This window comes from Marinomonas sp. AWM4_232 (assembly GCF_056158325.1).
Map to the genome: position 1 here is coordinate 1,101,267 of NZ_JBSWTA010000001.1, position 18,462 is coordinate 1,119,728.

18 protein-coding genes are annotated in these 18,462 nt (G+C 46.6%); 12 read left to right on the top strand and 6 right to left on the bottom strand.

Annotation, left to right across the window (positions count from 1 at the left end):
- Window positions 1-6: 6 nt before the first annotated feature.
- Window positions 7-1,377: a DUF4856 domain-containing protein gene (locus ACXAC1_RS05185; RefSeq protein WP_475059535.1), complete on the bottom strand. Its 1,371-nt coding sequence runs from the start codon at window positions 1,375-1,377 to the stop codon at window positions 7-9.
- Between the two features lie 242 nt (window positions 1,378-1,619).
- Between ACXAC1_RS05185 and ACXAC1_RS05190 the strand changes: the two genes are divergently transcribed.
- The 5 genes from ACXAC1_RS05190 to ACXAC1_RS05210 all read left to right on the top strand — a co-directional run bounded on the left by ACXAC1_RS05190 (window position 1,620) and on the right by ACXAC1_RS05210 (window position 7,151).
- The gene (locus ACXAC1_RS05190) at window positions 1,620-2,609 is read left to right on the top strand and encodes a tripartite tricarboxylate transporter substrate binding protein (RefSeq protein WP_475059537.1); all 990 of its coding nucleotides are present in this window, start codon (window positions 1,620-1,622) and stop codon (window positions 2,607-2,609) included.
- 57 nt (window positions 2,610-2,666) lie between these two features.
- Window positions 2,667-3,176 carry a tripartite tricarboxylate transporter TctB family protein gene (locus tag ACXAC1_RS05195; RefSeq protein ID WP_475059539.1) on the top strand — a complete coding sequence of 170 codons (510 nt, stop codon included), beginning with the start codon at window positions 2,667-2,669 and terminating at the stop codon, window positions 3,174-3,176.
- Window positions 3,177-3,178: 2 nt separating this feature from the next.
- A complete protein-coding gene (locus ACXAC1_RS05200) occupies window positions 3,179-4,684 on the top strand; it encodes a tripartite tricarboxylate transporter permease (RefSeq protein WP_475059541.1) in 1,506 nt (501 codons plus the stop codon).
- Window positions 4,685-4,831: 147 nt separating this feature from the next.
- Entirely contained in the window at window positions 4,832-5,881 is a 1,050-nt protein-coding gene (locus ACXAC1_RS05205) for a peptidase M42 (RefSeq protein ID WP_211342148.1), read from the top strand.
- A 274-nt stretch (window positions 5,882-6,155) separates the two neighbouring features.
- The gene (locus ACXAC1_RS05210; protein ID WP_475059543.1) at window positions 6,156-7,151 is read left to right on the top strand and encodes an OmpA family protein; all 996 of its coding nucleotides are present in this window, start codon (window positions 6,156-6,158) and stop codon (window positions 7,149-7,151) included.
- Between the two features lie 62 nt (window positions 7,152-7,213).
- Here ACXAC1_RS05210 and ACXAC1_RS05215 read toward each other — a convergent pair whose 3' ends face one another.
- Both ACXAC1_RS05215 and ACXAC1_RS05220 read right to left on the bottom strand, forming a co-directional pair.
- Window positions 7,214-7,405, bottom strand: coding sequence for a hypothetical protein (locus ACXAC1_RS05215; protein WP_475059545.1), 192 nt, complete (start codon window positions 7,403-7,405; stop codon window positions 7,214-7,216).
- A gap of 117 nt (window positions 7,406-7,522) precedes the next feature.
- A complete protein-coding gene (locus ACXAC1_RS05220; RefSeq protein ID WP_475059548.1) occupies window positions 7,523-8,482 on the bottom strand; it encodes a TDT family transporter in 960 nt (319 codons plus the stop codon).
- A 103-nt stretch (window positions 8,483-8,585) separates the two neighbouring features.
- On the opposite strand from ACXAC1_RS05220, the gene ACXAC1_RS05225 reads away from it, so the two are divergent.
- On the top strand, window positions 8,586-9,458 hold the full coding sequence (locus tag ACXAC1_RS05225) for a LysR substrate-binding domain-containing protein (protein ID WP_475059550.1): 873 nt from the start codon (window positions 8,586-8,588) through the stop codon (window positions 9,456-9,458).
- Window positions 9,459-9,528: 70 nt separating this feature from the next.
- On the opposite strand, the gene ACXAC1_RS05230 is transcribed toward ACXAC1_RS05225, so the two are convergent.
- From ACXAC1_RS05230 to rpmE, 3 genes are all read right to left on the bottom strand, one after another.
- Entirely contained in the window at window positions 9,529-10,797 is a 1,269-nt protein-coding gene (locus ACXAC1_RS05230; protein WP_133560953.1) for a malic enzyme-like NAD(P)-binding protein, read from the bottom strand.
- A 128-nt stretch (window positions 10,798-10,925) separates the two neighbouring features.
- Window positions 10,926-11,693, bottom strand: a complete 768-nt coding sequence (locus tag ACXAC1_RS05235) for a thermonuclease family protein (RefSeq protein ID WP_133560955.1) — start codon at window positions 11,691-11,693, stop codon at window positions 10,926-10,928.
- Window positions 11,694-11,709: 16 nt separating this feature from the next.
- Complete coding sequence (rpmE, locus tag ACXAC1_RS05240) at window positions 11,710-11,925, bottom strand: 50S ribosomal protein L31 (protein WP_067332970.1); 216 nt, start codon at window positions 11,923-11,925, stop codon at window positions 11,710-11,712.
- Between the two features lie 267 nt (window positions 11,926-12,192).
- Here rpmE and ACXAC1_RS05245 point away from each other — a divergent pair, with 267 nt between their 5' ends.
- From ACXAC1_RS05245 to ACXAC1_RS05270, 6 genes are all read left to right on the top strand, one after another.
- Window positions 12,193-14,433, top strand: coding sequence for a primosomal protein N' (locus ACXAC1_RS05245; protein WP_475059552.1), 2,241 nt, complete (start codon window positions 12,193-12,195; stop codon window positions 14,431-14,433).
- Between the two features lie 29 nt (window positions 14,434-14,462).
- Window positions 14,463-15,086 (top strand): SPOR domain-containing protein, encoded by a 624-nt coding sequence (locus ACXAC1_RS05250; protein WP_475059554.1) that lies wholly within the window; start codon window positions 14,463-14,465, stop codon window positions 15,084-15,086.
- A gap of 88 nt (window positions 15,087-15,174) precedes the next feature.
- Window positions 15,175-15,726: an ATP-dependent protease subunit HslV gene (gene hslV / locus ACXAC1_RS05255; protein ID WP_475059556.1), complete on the top strand. Its 552-nt coding sequence runs from the start codon at window positions 15,175-15,177 to the stop codon at window positions 15,724-15,726.
- Between the two features lie 19 nt (window positions 15,727-15,745).
- Window positions 15,746-17,068: an ATP-dependent protease ATPase subunit HslU gene (hslU, locus tag ACXAC1_RS05260; protein WP_475059559.1), complete on the top strand. Its 1,323-nt coding sequence runs from the start codon at window positions 15,746-15,748 to the stop codon at window positions 17,066-17,068.
- A gap of 28 nt (window positions 17,069-17,096) precedes the next feature.
- Window positions 17,097-17,477, top strand: coding sequence for a gamma-butyrobetaine hydroxylase family protein (locus ACXAC1_RS05265; protein ID WP_475059561.1), 381 nt, complete (start codon window positions 17,097-17,099; stop codon window positions 17,475-17,477).
- 19 nt (window positions 17,478-17,496) lie between these two features.
- Entirely contained in the window at window positions 17,497-18,114 is a 618-nt protein-coding gene (locus tag ACXAC1_RS05270; protein WP_475059563.1) for a ubiquinone biosynthesis accessory factor UbiJ, read from the top strand.
- Window positions 18,115-18,462: the final 348 nt, after the last annotated feature.

The window sequence follows — 18,462 nt, forward strand, 5'->3', positions numbered from 1 at the left end:
ACTATATTAGTCGTTTTCAGCGCTCTGTGCCGCAGCGTTCAATTGCTCTAGCACATCACTCATACCCGCTGTTTTGTCATTCAGCTTAGCTTTTAATGCGAAGCTTTGTGCCAACAGGTTTTGCACTTTAATCATGTTCAGCTTGTATTCTTGCATCGGACCCGCATTGGCTTGAACGAAGCCACCTTTACCGTCCAGAGCGACAACTTGTGCATCACCGAACAATACTGGGCTAAAGCCGATCAAACGATCTAAACCTGCTTGAGCATTACCTAGATCACGGCCAGCAGCTTCCAACGCTAGCGCAAAGCCTTTTAGCTCACCCCAGTGTTTCACGTAGTTGCGATACGCTTTAGAGACATCTCCATGGGCTTCTTCGATCACTGCGATTTTTTCTAGGTCTGCGTAAACACTGCCTGCGTACTTGAACGCAGCCTCAGCAATCACTTGCTGCCACGCTGTTGCGATCACCGCAGCGTACTCTTTTAGTTCAGTGCGTTGTGCATCGGTTAATGCCTTGCCTTTTGCATTACTGATCAACTGACGACCATCAACAAAGGCTTGCATAATAGTATGGAAGTAGTTGGTTCCTGCACTGGCATCCACACTGGCTGCATAGTAAGCGTGAGCAAAAGCCATTTCAGACTTCAGATCCACCACGCCATCACCGTTCGCGTCCGCTTTAGCGAAAACTTCAGGGGTTTGCTTCGTGATTTGCACCACTTCTTTCGCGCTTAAAGACAAGCTATTTGCAGGTGCGCCAAAGTAACCGAACGCTTCATCCCAAACGTGCTCTTTACCTGTGTAAGCTGTGCCTGGCTTGTAAGCTTCGTTGTTCGGATGCTGATCTGCTTCTAGCTTTTCTTCTAGGTAATGGTTCACGGCTTTGTTATAGAACACCGCACCCATGGCGAATTTTGAAATCAACTGTACGTAATCATAACCGTTGACTGGATCGTAACCCGCTTTTGTTTTTGCGGCCGCATCCACGAGTTGTTCTAACAGTTCTTGACCTGTTGGGTTACCTGGCCAGCCGGTGATTACACCGTCGTAAGCGCTTGATAGTAAGTCTTTACCAGAAGAAAGCTCATCGATTTTACTCTGCTTCACAGGGAAACCGTCTTTGCTAACCGGATCAATGATCACACGGCCTTCTTCTTTACCAGACAAGTAGGTGTTCATTTGAGCTTGATCACCTTTACCCGCTACCTTTTTCAAAGAGTTATGCAGTGCATGACGAGCAATTTGACCACCGTAAGAGACCGAGCTAGTTGCTGAGCCATCGTAGCCTTGCAGCGTTACACCAAACTCGTAGGATTGAGCAGCCACCGCACTTGTAGAGCAGGCAACCAACAGGCTAAGAAGTGTTTTTTTCATTATTCCATCCTTCGCAGGGTTATTTTAGTTGACAAAATCAAATTGTTTAGAAATCTCTAATATAAACAGAAATTTAACAATACTAAGAATTATTATCAATATCACGCCGAAACAAATGTAGGTATGTATAGCCAAACGCTGGATATATAAAAAAACAAACTTATAATTGCTACACTTTTTTATGGATAACAAGACCAACAGGTCGCTTCACTCCCCCTAACTAGCAGTGATTCGGAGCAATTATGAAAAAAATAATCCTCAGCACCCTTGCCGGCTTAGCGCTGTCTTCAACCGCTATGGCTGATTTCCCGAACAAAGACATCCAAGGCATTATCCAATGGGGTGCAGGTGGTTCAACTGATACTGTCATGCGTTCTGTGTCACCACATGCAGAAGAAGTCTTAGGAACTGACATCATTTTGACCAACCGTACCGGCGGTGTCGGTGCCATTGCCACTAAATACGTTAATGCCAAAAAAGCGGATGGTTACACCCTACTAATGGGTGCAGAAAACCCGCAAATGTACAAAGTCCTAGGCTTGGCTGACATTGATTACAGCGACATGATTCCTGTTAATGTTCTAGCACGCGGCATTCCAATGTTGGTCGCGCAAAACGATGCGCCGTTCAACACCATGCAAGAGATGATTGACTACATCAAAGCCAACCCAGGCAGTATTAAAGTAGGCTCTACTGGCCAAGGCGGTTTGGCTTCTATCGTTATGGCGATGATTGAATCCGAAGTGAAACTAGACGTCACTACGATCCCTTACAATGGTGACGGTCCAGCTCTGACAGCACTGCAAGGTGGCGCCATTGATGTGATGCCAGCGGTATTAGGAGCAGCGGTTCAACATATTAAAGCGGGCCGAATGAAAGCCATTGCACTGGTTGATAATCAACCAAGCCCTGTTTTACCTGAAGTAGGCCTCATTACTGAAGCTCTACCTGGTTTAGATAAATACCTACCGTACGGTCCTTTCTTTGGTGTCTTTGTAAAACAAGGCACGCCAGATGATGTGGTGGCTAAGCTGATCGATGCCTTTACTAAAGGCGCACAAGCAGAAGACTTCCAAACACTAATGAACAATCGCGGCTACGGCATCATGAACCTATCAGGCCAACCAGCTGTCGACTTCCTGGAAAACTACCGCTCTGTATCATCCTGGCTAGTACACGATGCAGGCTTCTCTAAGCGTTCTCCAGAAGAGTTCGGTATCCCACGTCCTTAATCAATGCATGTAACGGGGCATGTTGCAGAGCAACCTGCCCCAAGCTTCGGAGCTTCTATGTCTAGGCTGCCATCTCGCTATCCTGGCGAAAGGCTGTTCAGCTTTTTATTGGTCATTTTCAGTATTTTTCTGTTGTGGCGTTCCTACCTTATTTCTGGCTTTTCTGAACTCAGCTCACCAGGCGCTGTGCCAATCGGCGCATCAGCGATGATGGTCTTAGCATCATGCATTGCCTTTACTCAGAGCCTCAAAACACCTTTGAATCAAGAAGCCCGCTTCTTCTATCACTGTTTCCCTCCGGTTGTCGGTCTCGTGATGGCTTTGGTGTTAGTGTATGCCGTCGTACTTGAGCAACTTGGCTTTATTGCCACTTCGATCATCTTTTTGTGGGTCGCTTTAAAGGTCTTATCCCAACGCTCGGCATTGTGGTCACTTGGCCTAGCGTTACTCAGCCTTGTATTGATATACGTGGTCTTCCGCCTCATTTTTCAGATTGTGCTGCCAGAAGGCATTATTCCTGAGCGAGCGATCCTCGCAGCCATCTCACGCTTTTTCGGAGGAGAGTAATTATGGAAGCTTTAAATTACTTTGCTTTATCATGGCTCTCCCCAGAATTGTTAGCCCTTACTGCATTAGGCACTTTTTTAGGTATTTACGTCGGTGCAATCCCAGGCTTATCCGTTACCATGGCGGTATCGATCCTGATATCGTTCACCTTCTCTTGGGACGTCAATCATGCCTTATGTTTGATGGTCGGCATCTTCATGGGAGGGGTATACGGCGGCTCACGCACCGCCATTCTGCTCAACATTCCAGGAGCACCATCGGCCATTGCCACGGCACTAGATGGTTATCCACTTGCTAAGAAAGGTTTAGCGGGTGAGGCCATCGGTTTATCTACTGTGATGTCTGTTATCGGTGGCTTTGTCGGCATCTTCGTTCTGGCCATTGCAGCCCCAACCATCAGTGAATTTGCGATCACCTTCCAGCCTCGCGATTACTTATTGTTGGCGATTCTAGGGTTAACGTTAGTTGGTTCCCTTTCATCTGGTAGCCTAGCCAAAGGCTTGTTTGCTGGCGCTTTGGGTGTATTGGTCGGCACCGTTGGACTAGATCCTTTAACCGCAGAAGAGCGCTTTACTTTTGGCATTATTGAACTGTGGGACGGCATCAACGTGATCGCAGCAATGATTGGTTTGTTTGGTGTCTCTGAGGCGCTCCATCAGCTACACCATTTAGATAAAGCCATCGTCAAGCAAAAAATTTCTCGCATTATTCCACCTTGGGCCGATGTGCGTCGCTTCTTGCCACTTAGCATTCAGTCTTCTTTCATAGGCGTCATCATTGGTGCATTGCCTGGTACTGGTGGCGACATTGCGGCATTGATGGCGTACGACCAAGCTAAGCGCTCCACCAAAGAGCCTGAAGTACCCTTTGGGCAAGGCGCTAAAGAAGGCCTGATTGCGCCCGAAGCGGCCAATAACGCTGCCGTGGGTGGTGCTTATATCCCAATGTTAACGCTCGGGATACCTGGCGATGCCGTAACGGCCGTATTTATCGGCGCGCTCTTTATTCACGGTTTAAACCCGGGGCCTCTGCTGTTGATTGAACAACCGCATATGTTCTGGTTCACTGTGGGTAACTTAACCCTAGCCAATATTTTCGTACTGATCTTTGGTTTGACTGGCATTCGCATTTTCTCGAAATTGGTTGAATGCCCGAAAGGGGTATTGATACCTCTCATCTTGCTGTTATCAGTAGTGGGCGCTTATGCCATCAACAACTCAGTTGTTGATGTCTGGTGGATGTTGGCCTTTGGTGTCTTAGGCTACTTTATGCGTCTGTATAACTACCCTATTGGCCCCGTTATTCTAGGCGTTATTTTGAGCAAGCTAATGGACGAAAACTGGCGCCGCGCCATCTTGTCCGAGCGTGGCGATATGGGACAGTTCTTTGCGAACCTGTTCTCCAGCCCTCTTTCGAGTGTTTTGTTTGCTGCCATCGTATTCGCCTTGTTTACGCAAACTCCGCTTTGGACACGCTGGTTAAAGCCCAAACTATTCAGCAAAGCCTAGTCATACCCCTCCCTTATATCGATAACACGGTTTTCACCGTGTTATCGAATCAAAATGATCTGAAAACGCATGATAAACCGCTTCCATTCTGGAACAAAAAACCTATGATCGCATTTTTATAACACCACATTCATAGAGAGGTTGTGCGTGCTAAACGAAGAGTTTATTGATCTGCTAAAGGGCCTGATTCGCGCGCCATCCGTAGTTGGTGCTGAGCATTCTTTCTTTCGCGTTTTACAGCGTGAGCTAGAAGAACGTGGCGCTAAAGTAACATGGTACGAAGGGGTATTGGTTGCCCAAGGTAGTGACCCGTTTAGCACTATGTTTTCGGCGCACATTGATCGCCATGGTTTGGTATGTACTGGCCCTAATGAGTTTCAATATGCAGCCTTCGTTTCTGCGAACCGCACTGACTTACTCAACAACTCCGTCTCTGAACAGTTGATGACAAAGGTTACCGAGCGCTTCAACCAAGAACGTGTTTACGCATATGAAACATGGTCAGGCGGCTATCGTGGTAAAGGCGTCATCCGCAACGGCTACATTTGTGAGTTTCGTAACAACCTGATTTTCGAAGTGGATGGCCTAGAAGGCGTTGTCGCAGGCACTCCTGTCGCCTTTGAAGATACACTGTCGAAAAATGGCGACCGATTAGAAGGTCAGCTGGATAACGTACTGTGTGCTGCAGCACTGGTGCATATGTTCAGCTTGGGCTTTAAAGGCACTGCTTTCTTTACGGCACAAGAAGAAGCCGGTAAAAGCTGGCGCTACTTATTGGAGTGGTTCCGTCGCTTCGGTGGCACCACTAACCGCCTATTTGTGGTGGACACCAGTCCATTCCCAGACATTGAAAGTGCTAATGAACAACTGTTGGTACTACGTGAGAAAGATGCCAACGCATCGTTTAACCCTGAAAGTACTGCACTGCTTGAGAAACTGTGTCAGGACATAGGCTTTAGCTATTTGTTTAAAAACCGTTATGTTGAAGCGGAAAACGAAAAACTGGTTGCTAGCGGTCAATCCCCTAACTCGTTAGGAAGTACTGAACTTGGGCGGATTATCGCCGCATCCAATGGTTTAGTGGATGGTACAACATTACAGATTCCTACAACGGGGTACCACACCATGCATGAGTCAGCTTCTATTGCCTCTATCAATGCGTTTTTGACCATGCTGACAGCCATTGCGAACCTTTAATCTGTACACAATTGACGTTTTTGCCTCTTGTTCGTCCATTTTGCCGAGCAAGATGTGCAAAAGTCATGTAATTAACCACATCATTTATTAAGAAAACTAATGACTTACCGATAGAGAATTGTGTAAAGAAGCGTTCAACTGTCAGTTTCTTGTCAATATGATTCAAGATCATCACAACCTAGACACTTTTTACACTTTCTTATCTTATACACAAGCTCAAAACATATTGTACACTTAGGTTATTACCAAATGGCATTCCCCAAAGGAGAGAGACATGTCGACTATTTTTAAGAAGACCGCAATCGTTAGTAGTATTCTTGCCGCGACAACAGCAACACTTGCTCACGCAGACCAGCCAGCGGCAGGCTTCACTCTAACACCAAGCATTGGTTACTCTGCACCAGACAACAATCGTGATATCGAAGACGATCGCGCGTTTGGTCTGAGCTTTGGTTACCAGTTTGATAACCCTTGGGCGGTAGAGTTTACTTACCTTAACCTTGATAGTGAACTAGAAAACGGTCAAGACATCGATGCTGACCAATATCGTATTGATGGCCTTTACAGCTTCTTCAACGAGTCAAACTTAACACCTTACCTAGCAGCGGGTTTGGGGACCACTGATTACAGTAACAATCTTGATGGAGACGGCAATACTCAGCTAAACGCGGGTGGTGGCTTGAAGTATGCGTTCAACGAACACACATCTTTGCGCGCTGATTATCGCCTAGTTGATGATCTTGAAACAGATCACCTTGACCAAGTAGCTACAGTTGGTCTGATGTACTCTTTTGGTGGCAAAAAAGCTGAACCAGCTCCTGTTGTTGTAGAACCAACGCCAGTAGTAGAGCCTGAGCCAGCACCAGTTGTAGAGCCTGAACCAGCAGCACCAGTGAAAACTGTACTGCCATACGATATTCACTTTGCTTTCGACTCTTCTCACGTTGCTCAGTCTGAATACTCTGACCTTCAAAGTATTGCTGACTACCTAGCCAATAACCCAGAGCAAGTTGCTCAAATCCGTGGTTTCGCAGATGCTATTGGTACAGAAACATATAACAAAGAATTGTCCGAAAAGCGTGCTCAGGCAGTCGCTGATCGTCTAGTCCAAGAATTCGGTGTTGACGCTAGCCGTCTAGACACAGTTGGTTACGGTGAAGCATACCCAGTTGTGGAAAACGACACGAAAGCAAATCGTCAGATGAACCGTCGTGCAACTACTGTTTCTTTCTCTTCTCGTGAAGCGATGGAAAACGATATGCCTAAATAAGGTTTATCTCGTTACACAAAAAAACCAGACTTCGGTCTGGTTTTTTTATGTACGCTAAACAGTTAGTGACAGCTGCCCTTCTTAGCTTGCCCAGGTGGGCAAAACTTCCCCGAACCCTGAGAATCACTCCCTTTATGGTGGTCGCCACTTCGACTTGCTTCCACATCGACACCCGCAATTTCTCCAGCGACACGATGCACGGAACAACCAGACAGTACTAACACAGAACTGATTAATAGGATCATCATTTTCATAGATATTTCTCTCCTGCAAATAACTTAACCATAGATAACAAGTCGTTTGATTACCTCTTCTTTTACATCTCACAAACGAACTTTTCACGGATTAGACAGTTGCAGTAACATCTTGCCTCACATTTTATAAACCAAGCTCTTACCTAGATAGCACCATGTAAAGCGTGCTATGACATAAGCTACCATTAAACCAGCTATCACCAGTTCTATTGTTGCTAACCAATACAGCTGCTTTGCATACACAGATAACCAAACATGCTGAGAAAAGACCTCTGACGCTTTAAAAAGCGCCGTTGGGCTGATCACAAGAGGAAAAGTAAACGCAGCGTAACCTGGACTAAATGGCAATGCTAGTAAGTGCCATAAAGAAGCGTAGATCACACAGGTCATTAGCAACGCCACACCTAGCAAGATCATTACCAGTAAGAAAGAAGGTTGTTCCATGACTGTTAAATAGGCCGTCAGCGTCAAACTGGCTGGTGCCGCTAAGATCGCCAGTGTTGGTTTGGCTTGATCTGGTAACCCTTCACCAGTTATCAGGCGGTACAACATAAAAGGCAACATGACCGCATAACTACTTAAGCCAAACCAGACCACACCTTTAGCCAATGCTAGGTACTGCGTATCCGGCACGGTCAAAGCGGCAACGCTAAGTCCAATAGGTGGCACAAACCAACTTGGAACTAACTCTTTCAAAGAACGAGCACAAGCACGATGCCAGATAAAGGTAATTAAGAAAATAAGGTGCACCACGACAGCAGCACTCCATAATCCCAACGCAAAGGTTTTAGACCACGTATTCAGCGCCAAAGAAACCACCATAGCAGCCATCGCAAAGGTGGGAACCACACTACCAACTACAGGGTGGGACAAATCTCGCCAGAGACTCTTAGGGTGTAAAATGAATTTCGTTGTCAGTAGTACTAGCAACATGATGGCGAGACTCAGCAATCCCCAAGATAGCCACCATAGTTGCGGTACAACATGATGCAGTACGCCACTCAAGGAGGCTGTACCTAACGACAGACCTGCCAAGGGCGTTGGGGCGTTTAATAGAGCCTGTTTCACCGCATTCATAACATCTCTCCGAAGCAATTAAATAACCATAAAGCCATCTTAGCTGTGCTATATTGAATAGAAAATCTATATGTTTTAAACAGTCTATTTAGAAAATCAAAACATGAAACTGACCTTACACCAGCTCCGGACCTTTTCTGCCATCGCGCGCTTCGGCAATCTCAATCAAGCCAGCGAAGAACTATGCTTATCGAAAGGAGCTTTGTCACAGACACTGCAACAACTTGAGCAACACCTGGCGACAGAACTTTTTGATAGAGTCCAGCGCCGCTTGAAGCTTAATAGCCAGGGGAGCTTACTGCTGCCCTTAGCAGAGGAGATGCTTTCACGAGCACAAGAGATCGAGCAGCTATTTGGCTCTTATGATCATCAGCCAGAAGTGCTGAATATTGGCGCAAGCCAGACCATCGGTAACTACATGCTACCCACGTTACTGGCATCGCAACCCACCTTATGCCAAGCCAAAATCCAAATCGCAAACACCCAAACCCTATGCCAACAATTGCTGCGGTTTGAACTCGATATGGCACTAGTTGAAGGACAAAATACCCACGCAGAATTGCAAGCTACGCCGTGGCAACAGGATGAAATGATCCTAATTGCTGCGCCTAACCACCCTCTCTTAGATCAAGGTAATGTCAGCTTAGCGGATCTGGATGATCAGCCGTGGGTGCTTAGGGAGGCCTATTCAGGGAGCCGTGAGCAATTCGAACGACATATTCGCCCAGCGCTCACAAACGTAAATCAGGTCATGGAATTTAGCAGTCTTGAGTCGATTATGCTGGCCGTCGAGAACGGCTTAGGGCTGTCATTCATATCATTGATCGCCGCCCAAGCACGTTTAGAGTTAGGGCGTATTGCTAGATTGCCCTATCCAAACCATTTTTACCGCCAATTATCGATTGTTCAGCATCGTCATAAGTACGCTTCCAAAGGAATGAAAACGCTCACCGAGCACTTTCTTAACGCCACCTAAACTCGACGCAACAAAAAAGGCGATGGTCAATGACTCATCGCCTTTTGTATAGGTTTAAAGCGTTTCTAAATTACGCTTCGAAACGGTCTAGAGACTCTAGCGGGTAGAAGTCTGGGTATGGTAGAGACGCTACACCTGAATCCACTGCTGCTTTTGCAACCGCAGCCGATACTTCTGTTAGCAAACGCGCATCCATTGGCTTAGGTAGGATGTACTCTTTACCAAACTCAAGCGCCGCACCGCCGTAAGCCGTGATAACGTCTTGTGGTACTGGCTCTTTCGCAAGGTCTTTCAGAGCGTGAACCGCTGCCACTTTCATCTCTTCGTTGATCTTCGTTGCACGAACGTCCAACGCACCACGGAAGATGAATGGGAAGCCAAGTACGTTGTTTACTTGGTTCGGGTAGTCAGAACGGCCTGTTGCCATGATCAAATCAGAACGTGCCGCCAGTGCCGCTTCTGGGTTGATTTCAGGGTCAGGGTTAGAACATGCGAATACCACTGGGTTAGCGGCCATTTTTTTCAGCTGCTCAACCGATAGTAGATCAGGACCTGATACACCGATGAATACGTCTGCACCTTCGATCGCATCATCTAGTGTGCGAGCAGGTGTTTCGATAGCAAATGTTGCTTTGTACTCATTTAGGTCGTCACGACCAGAGTGAATCACACCTTTACGATCAAGAACGTAAATGTTTTCACGCTTCGCGCCACAAGCAATGATTAGGTTCATACATGCTGTCGCTGCAGCACCGGCACCTAGACATACGATTTTCGCATCTTCGATGGCTTTGCCTTGAAGTTCAAGCGCATTCAGAAGACCTGCAGCCGTTACGATTGCTGTACCGTGTTGGTCATCGTGGAATACAGGGATTGAACAGCGCTCGATTAGCTGACGCTCAATTTCAAAACACTCAGGTGCTTTGATGTCTTCTAGGTTGATACCACCGTAAGTGTTCGCAATACGCGCAACAGTATCGATGAAGGCTTCTGGGCTTTCTGCTTCGACTTCAACGTCTACTGAGTTAACACCTGCGAAACGCTTGAATAGAACACCTTTACCTTCCATTACTGGCTTAGAAGCCAATGGACCGATATTACCCAAGCCTAGTACTGCAGAACCATCAGAAATTACGGCAACTAGGTTACCTTTACCAGTGTAACGGTAAGCCGTTTCAGGATCTTTCGCGATTTCGCGGCAAGGTTCAGCAACGCCTGGGCTGTATGCCAAAGAAAGATCACGTGAAGTCGCTGTTGGCTTGCTGATAGTGATGTTTAGTTTGCCTGGTACAGGTTTCTCATGGTACTCAAGCGCCGCTTGTTTTAGATCTTCTGCCATTTTTGTTATTCCGTCTAATTAGTAGTGTTGTTCTTTGCTTTGCAGCATTTGGGTGACTTTCTGGTGTTAGTAATGCTTGTGGCATTCACCTAGAAGACACGCCTTATCGTTATAAATATAGTATGTCGTCATTGCGACGCCTCAATTCTACGTAAGTCTTGAGGATGTTTCACCGTTAAAACCACCGATTTAAAGCGATCTTTTTGGTGTTTTTTGCGTTGGTATTGCCAACCGCGTGCTTCGACAAGCTTTCCTTGAAGAAAGTACACGTCTTTTTTGTGCCAATATTGCTCCGCGTAGCGGGGAATATTGATCACTAAATCTTGTTCCGTTTCCAACCACCAGCCGCCGCGATTGTACGTGACAGAGGTGATTTTGGATTGCGTTAGAGCGAACCCGGAGTTAGGTTGCCACGGTTTCGGTGTCTGCCAAACACCTCGTTCCGCCTGTCTTGCGCTGTACTCAGCCTTATCCAGGCAATCTTGGTAAGCGACATTAGGCGGCACCGCAACACGATAACCAAGCCCTTCTGATAGTAACTGACTTGATATCGAGGCTCGATCTTTCGTAAATAAATAATACAGCTTACGACCATAACGATCTTCACTTTCTTGGGCGCTTTGCCAATAAATATGATCTCCCGCAAGCACTTCCAAACGCTGTTTGGCTTCTAGCGCAAACGCATCGTGTTTGCCGTGTTCATGGTCTAATTCAGGTGTATTGATGCCGACTAAACGGACTTTCCGCCCATCAGTCAGATGCAGGGTATCACCATCAATCACACGTTTTACCGCAGCGCGATGAAGTTCCCCTTGGGCCAGACACTGAGCATAGCTATCAAGTGATAGGCATAAAAAAAGCGCCAAGAAAACTTGGCGCTTTTTTTGAATCAGCATACGTGCCATCCACCAATTACTTAGTAGAACGACGAGCTCCGAAACGCTTGTTGAAGCGATCAACACGACCACCTGTATCAACCATTTTCTGTTGACCAGTGTAGAAAGGGTGGCAGTTGCTGCATACGTCGATGTGCAGGTCGTTGCCTAGTGTTGAGTTTAGAGTAAGCGTGTTACCACAAGTACAAGTTGCAGAAACAGCTGAGTAATTTGGGTGGATATCTTTTTTCATCGTTTTTTACCTTAAGGTTTGGTGTGCCGCCACTTAGTCAGTAATTGTTGCTAAGCACCGCACGATTCGTTGTACATCAATTGTACAGTGGTACCAAGAGCCGCGTATTTTAGGCGTCTAAACGCCATTCGGCAAGCCCTTTTACGATAATTTCGCCCCTTGAAAACCCATGAAAAGTTCACATTTTCCATTCAGACTAACGTACACTTAACTGGTAATCTGTTACATGAAATCTTTTTGCTGATAAATCAAGGTATTAGTCTTTATATGGTCGATGCACTGCTTACTCAAGACCCGTACGTAAAAGTGGCGCTTAATGTGCCTTTACGGGCGACCTTTGACTATAAAGTCCCTAAGGCATTGGCTTATCGTCACCACATACGCCCAGGCATGCGCGTCAAAGTCCCTTTTGGTAAAGGGGATCGACACAGTATCGGCCTAGTGATTGAGACCTGCTCTAACAGCGACTATGACGATGCGCAGATTAAACCTATTACGGCACTATTAGATGAAAGCCCGATCCTCTCTAAAGAGTTGTTCGATTTATGTGCTTGGGCGGCACGTTACTATCACCACCCGGTTGGTGAAGTGTTTTTTCACGCTCTACCGACGAGTCTGCGCAAGGGTGAACGCCCAGAGTTTCGTACCGAAACCTGGTGGTTTTTAACCCCTGAGGGCAAAGCCACCACAACAGAGTCGCTGAAAAATGCCAAACAACAAAAAGCCTTTCTAGAAGCTGCTCAACAACATGAAGAACACGGTTTAAGCCCACACTTATTGACCGTACTAGAACTCACCACTGCCGCTGCCAAAGGTCTCGAAAAGAAAGGGCTGGTGCGCAGCGAGCAGCGTAATTTCATCAAGTCGGTTGAGACGCACGCTCATCAAAAGCAAGTACCGCCAACATTAAATCTTGAGCAATCTGCAGCCACTAAAACGATCTTAGCCATGCGCAATGAATTTGGCGTGGCCTTACTCGATGGCATTACAGGCAGTGGTAAAACAGAAGTTTTTTTGCGTGTGATCGACGCCTTGCTCAAAGAAGACAAACAAGTCTTGGTGATGGTGCCAGAAATTGGCCTAACACCGCAGACTCTGCGTCGCTTTGAAAATCGCTTCAATACCGACATTGTGCTGATGCATTCCAATATGACAGATCGCGAGCGATTGGATGCCTGGCTCATGATCGAACAAGGGGAGGCCAAGATCATCATTGGCACACGCTCCTCTGTGTTTATACCGACCGCGAACTTAGGGCTTATCATCATCGATGAAGAGCACGATGCATCTTACAAACAGCATGAAGGGTTTCGCTATCATGCCCGTGACCTCGCTATAAAACGTGCTCAGGGGCAAAATATCCCTATTCTCTTGGCATCAGCCACCCCCTCATATGAAAGCTTGGCAAACGCTCTACAAAAGCGTTATTTGTGGCTTAAATTACGCCAACGGGCGGGGGACGCTGAACTGCCGCAAATGGAACGAGTTGATTTGCGTGGCCAAAGTCTTAAACAAGGTTTTAGCGAATACACTCTGGAGCGTATGCGCCAAACCTTAGAGCGTAAAGAACAGGTATTGGTGTTTTTAAATCGTCGTGGCTACGCCCCCACATTGATGTGCCATCAGTGTGGTTGGATCGCGGCGTGCGATCACTGTGACGTCAATCTCACCGTCCATAAGCGAGCCAATAAACTCCACTGTCACCATTGCGACAGTCACAAAGCCCTACTGCATACCTGCCCTGAATGTCACAGCACTGAACTGTTTACAGTTGGTGAAGGCACGGAGCAGGTCGAGGGTGTGCTAAATCAAATTTTCCAACACACTCCGGTATTACGAATTGACCGGGACAGTACTCAACGCAAGTCAGCTCTGACCCAGATCACTCAGAAAATCCACGAACATGACCAAGCCATTCTGGTGGGTACACAGATGCTTGCCAAGGGCCACCACTTTCCGAATGTGACCTTGGTAGTGATTATGGATGCCGACGTGGGTTTATTCTCTTCAGACTTTCGCGGTATGGAACGCACGGCACAGCTTATTACACAAGTAGCGGGACGTGCTGGCCGCAGTTCAAAGCGCGGCCATGTTTTGCTACAAACCTATCATCCAGATCACATCGCAATACAGTGCTTATGTGAACAAGGCTATGAAGCCTTAGCCATAGATGGCCTGAGAGAGAGGCAGCAATTATCTTTGCCACCCTTTTATCACCAAGTCATTATCCGCGCTGAGTCTCAGCAAGAGGCGCACGCCATGGAACTTTTGATGGCGCTCAGACAAGCCTTATCAGTCCACTTGTCGGAGGGCATGCAAATAGTTGGCCCGTATGCCGCCATCATTGTACGTAAGGCCGGACAGCACCGAGCATTATTAAATGTAAAGAGCCCTCAACGAGGCAACTTGCATGCGGTGGTCGCTCAAGCCAGCCAATGGCTTGAGCAACACACCCGCAATCAACGAATTCGTTTCGCAATTGACGTTGATCCACTGGAAACTTTTTAGCGCTCTGCGCATAATGGGCGCACCAACCAATGACTATGATTGTTCACATGTTTAACTTGATGCAATTAGCGACCAAAACCAGCCGTTCTAAGAAAGGGGCGACTAGACGCGCTCCCACACCGCCCCCTAAACGCAGTGTGTCGAAGCTTTTGTGGGCGGCTGTCATTGTCTTGCTCATTGGTTTTGGCTTCATACTGTTCAAATTGGCTGAAGTTCAAACGCCAACAACTCCCGTTCAAAAAGTCACACCGGCCGCGCCAGTGACAAAAGCACCTGAGAAAATCGTCACGAAGCCTGCTGAAAGTGCCAACAAACGTGAGACTTTTGAGTTCTATCAGTTGTTACAGAATAGCGAAGTGGATACTAGCCATGTGGACTCTTACGGCTATCAACCTCGTGAAGAAGAAAATTTCAGCTACATGATTCAGGCAGCTTCATTTCGCTCCAATACTGATGCAGACCGCCTTCGTGCAAAATTAATTTTGTCTGGTTTAGAGGCTCATTTGAAAGCCAGCGAAAGCAAAGACGGTAGCGTCTGGTATCGTGTGACCGTTGGACCTTTCGATACTCGTTCAGCCAAGAGTCGTGCCCAAGACAAACTGGCGCAAATGGGACTCAACTCTTACACCTATAAAATAAAGAAAGAGCAATAATCGTTCAAAAGCGTTCTGTTTCGCACAGAGCGCTTGAAATCTTCCCCCTTACCCCCATTTTGATAAGTAATCGAATGTGGAGTAAATCATGACTACGATTCTAACCGTACGCAAAGACAACCAAGTCGTCGTGGGTGGCGATGGACAAGTTTCCCTAGGCAACACCGTAATGAAGGGCAATGCCCGCAAAGTTCGCCGCTTATACCGTGGTGAAGTGATCGCGGGATTCGCAGGCGGCACGGCAGATGCATTCACGTTGTTCGAACGTTTTGAAGGTCAGCTAGAAAAGCACCAAGGCCACTTGGTTCGTGCTGCCGTCGACTTAGCCAAAGACTGGCGATCAGACAAAGCATTGCGCAAGTTAGAAGCAATGCTGATCGTAGCAAACGAAGAAAGCACCCTAATCATCACTGGTAACGGCGATGTTGTAGAACCTCAACACGGCGCTCTCGCCATTGGCTCAGGTGGCAATTTTGCTGAAGCCTCAGCCCGCGCTTTACTTGATAATACAGAACTAAGTGCCCAAGACATCGTTGAGAAGAGCCTAAACATCGCCGCCGATATTTGCGTCTTCACCAATCATAATTTGACGATCGAGACCATTAACATCGATCCAAAAATTGAAGACCAAACCAAGTAACGAATTGAGAGATAACACCATGAGCAACATGACTCCTCGTGAAACGGTCAACGCTTTAGACCAGCATATTATTGGCCAACAAAAAGCAAAGCGTGCCGTAGCCATTGCCCTACGTAACCGCTGGCGCCGCATGCAATTACCTGAAGAAATGCGTGCTGAAGTCACACCTAAAAATATCCTAATGATCGGTCCTACAGGTGTAGGTAAGACAGAAATTGCACGCCGTCTTGCCAAGCTAGCAAACGCACCATTCATTAAAATTGAAGCCACTAAATTCACAGAAGTAGGTTATGTCGGTCGTGACGTTGACTCCATTATCCGTGACTTGGTTGAATCGGCGATTGTTATGTTGCGCAAGCAAGAAACCGAGCGCATGAAAGACAAAGCAGAAGATGCCGCAGAAGATCGCATTTTAGATGCCCTATTGCCACCTGCTCGTGGTTTTGAAGAAGATTCTGCATCAAGCTCGACTCGCCAGACGTTCCGCAAAAAACTACGTGAAGGTCAGCTAGACGATAAAGAAATAGACATCGAAGTATCCGATTCTCCTGCTGGTGTTGAAATTATGACACCGCCTGGCATGGAAGAAATGACCAGTCAATTACAGAATCTATTCTCTAATATGGGCGGCGATCGCACGAAAAAGCGTACGATGAAAGTCAAAGACGCTCTGCGTCAAATCCGCGAAGAAGAAGCGGGTAAATTGGTCAACGAAGAAGAGCTTAAAGCTCGTGCAGTAGAAGCCGTTGAGCAACATGGTATCGTTTTCCTAGACGAGATCGACAAAGTGGCTAAAAGCTCAGATCGTTCAAGCGGCGAAGTATCTCGTGAAGGGGTTCAGCGTGACCTGCTACCACTGATCGAAGGCAACACCGTTAGCACTAAATACGGCATGATCAAAACCGATCACATCCTGTTTATTGCCTCAGGTGCGTTCCATTTATCGAAGCCTTCTGACCTAATCCCTGAGTTACAAGGTCGCTTACCAATTCGTGTTGAACTAGACGCTCTTACCGTTGACGATTTTAAACGCATTTTGACTGAGCCAAGCGCGTCTTTAACAAAACAGTATGTGGCACTGGCGAAAACTGAAAACATTGATTTAAACTTCACCGAAGAAGGCATCACTCGTATTGCAGAGATTGCTTGCCAAGTGAACGAACGCACAGAGAACATCGGTGCGCGTCGTCTGCACACGGTACTAGAGCGTCTCTTGGAAGAAGTTTCCTACTCAGCGAGCGATATGCCAGAAGGTCAAACCGTAGACATCACCGCTGACTACGTGAACCAACAGCTCGGTGAAGTGGCTGAAAACGAAGACTTAAGCCAATACATCCTGTAATGGCCGCGATTTAAGAAGAGTACGCATCATGGCAACGCCAACGAAAATTCACTACCACAAGCAATCCCGTGAACTGGAGTTGGCCTTTGCCGATGGTGCAAGCTATCGCCTTAGCGCAGAATACCTTCGTGTTCATTCCCCTTCTGCCGAAGTGCGTGGACACGGCATGCAAATGCCGATACTGCAATACGGCAAGAAAGATGTGGCCATTATGAACATCGAAGCAGCAGGCAATTATGCTTTAAAAATCAGCTTTGATGATGGTCATGATACGGGCCTATATGCTTGGGATTACCTCTACAATCTCGGTAAAAATCATGATGAACTTTGGCAAATGTACCTAGATCGACTTACCAAAGAAGGTCGCACTCGCGAAACCTCTGCCATTCAAATTCATCAAGTACACTAATAAACATAGGCTTAACGTTATGACCATCAGCCTCGTCGCCCTGGCATCCATTGAACGTGCGGTAAACTATGCCCTCAAGCAAGATCCACCGTCGCAACGCCACCTAACTAAGTTAGCTGGCCAACAGATCTTTCTGGAAGTCGAAGACTTTAACCTAATTCTACAGGTTCATGTATTGGAAGAAGGCATTATGCTGGATCGTCCAGAAAGCATGGATGAGATAGAACTGGATGCTAAGCTCGATACCCATGTCAAAGGCCCAAGCAGTGCTTATCGTAAGCTTCTAGAAGGTGACGGCTTCTTTGATGGCGACTTGCGTATTCGTGGTAATGCACAAGCTCTGATGACGCTTCATAAGGTAATGCAAGGTTTTGAATTCGACTGGGAAGGCATCTTAGCCGATAAAGTCGGTGACCTACCTGCAGCGACATTCGCCCGTCTCGCTCGAACTCAATGGAGCGTGACAAAAGAACTGACCACCAATGCCCGCATTCATTTGGTCAACTATCTACAATCCAACAGTGAGCTTCTGCCCAGCAAAATCGAGTTCGACCACTTTGTCGATGAAACCGAACGTTTGGGCATGCAACTCGACCGCTTCGAAGCTAAGTTGAAGTTGGCTGAGAAACGACGCTAATGTCATTAAGCTAAACTAAGAAGACACCCTTAGTTTAGCTAGTCGCCCCTGAATAACTCTATATAACATTTCCGCCGCTTCTCGGCGAAAGATCATAACTATGCAATCCATTTTTATAACACATCAATTACACGCCATCTAGTGTTCACTATTGCTATACCAAAAAGACACTTTTTTGAACGATATAACTGACTTAATATTCATTTTAAAATAATTAAGTTCCTAATCTTTCCCTGTATCGCGAGAACTCTTTAAACATAAGAAAAGATATAATCATGCTCTGAAGAACAATAATATCGTTCCCATAACCATCAAAAAAATTCATATAAAGTAAATATAAAAGACAAC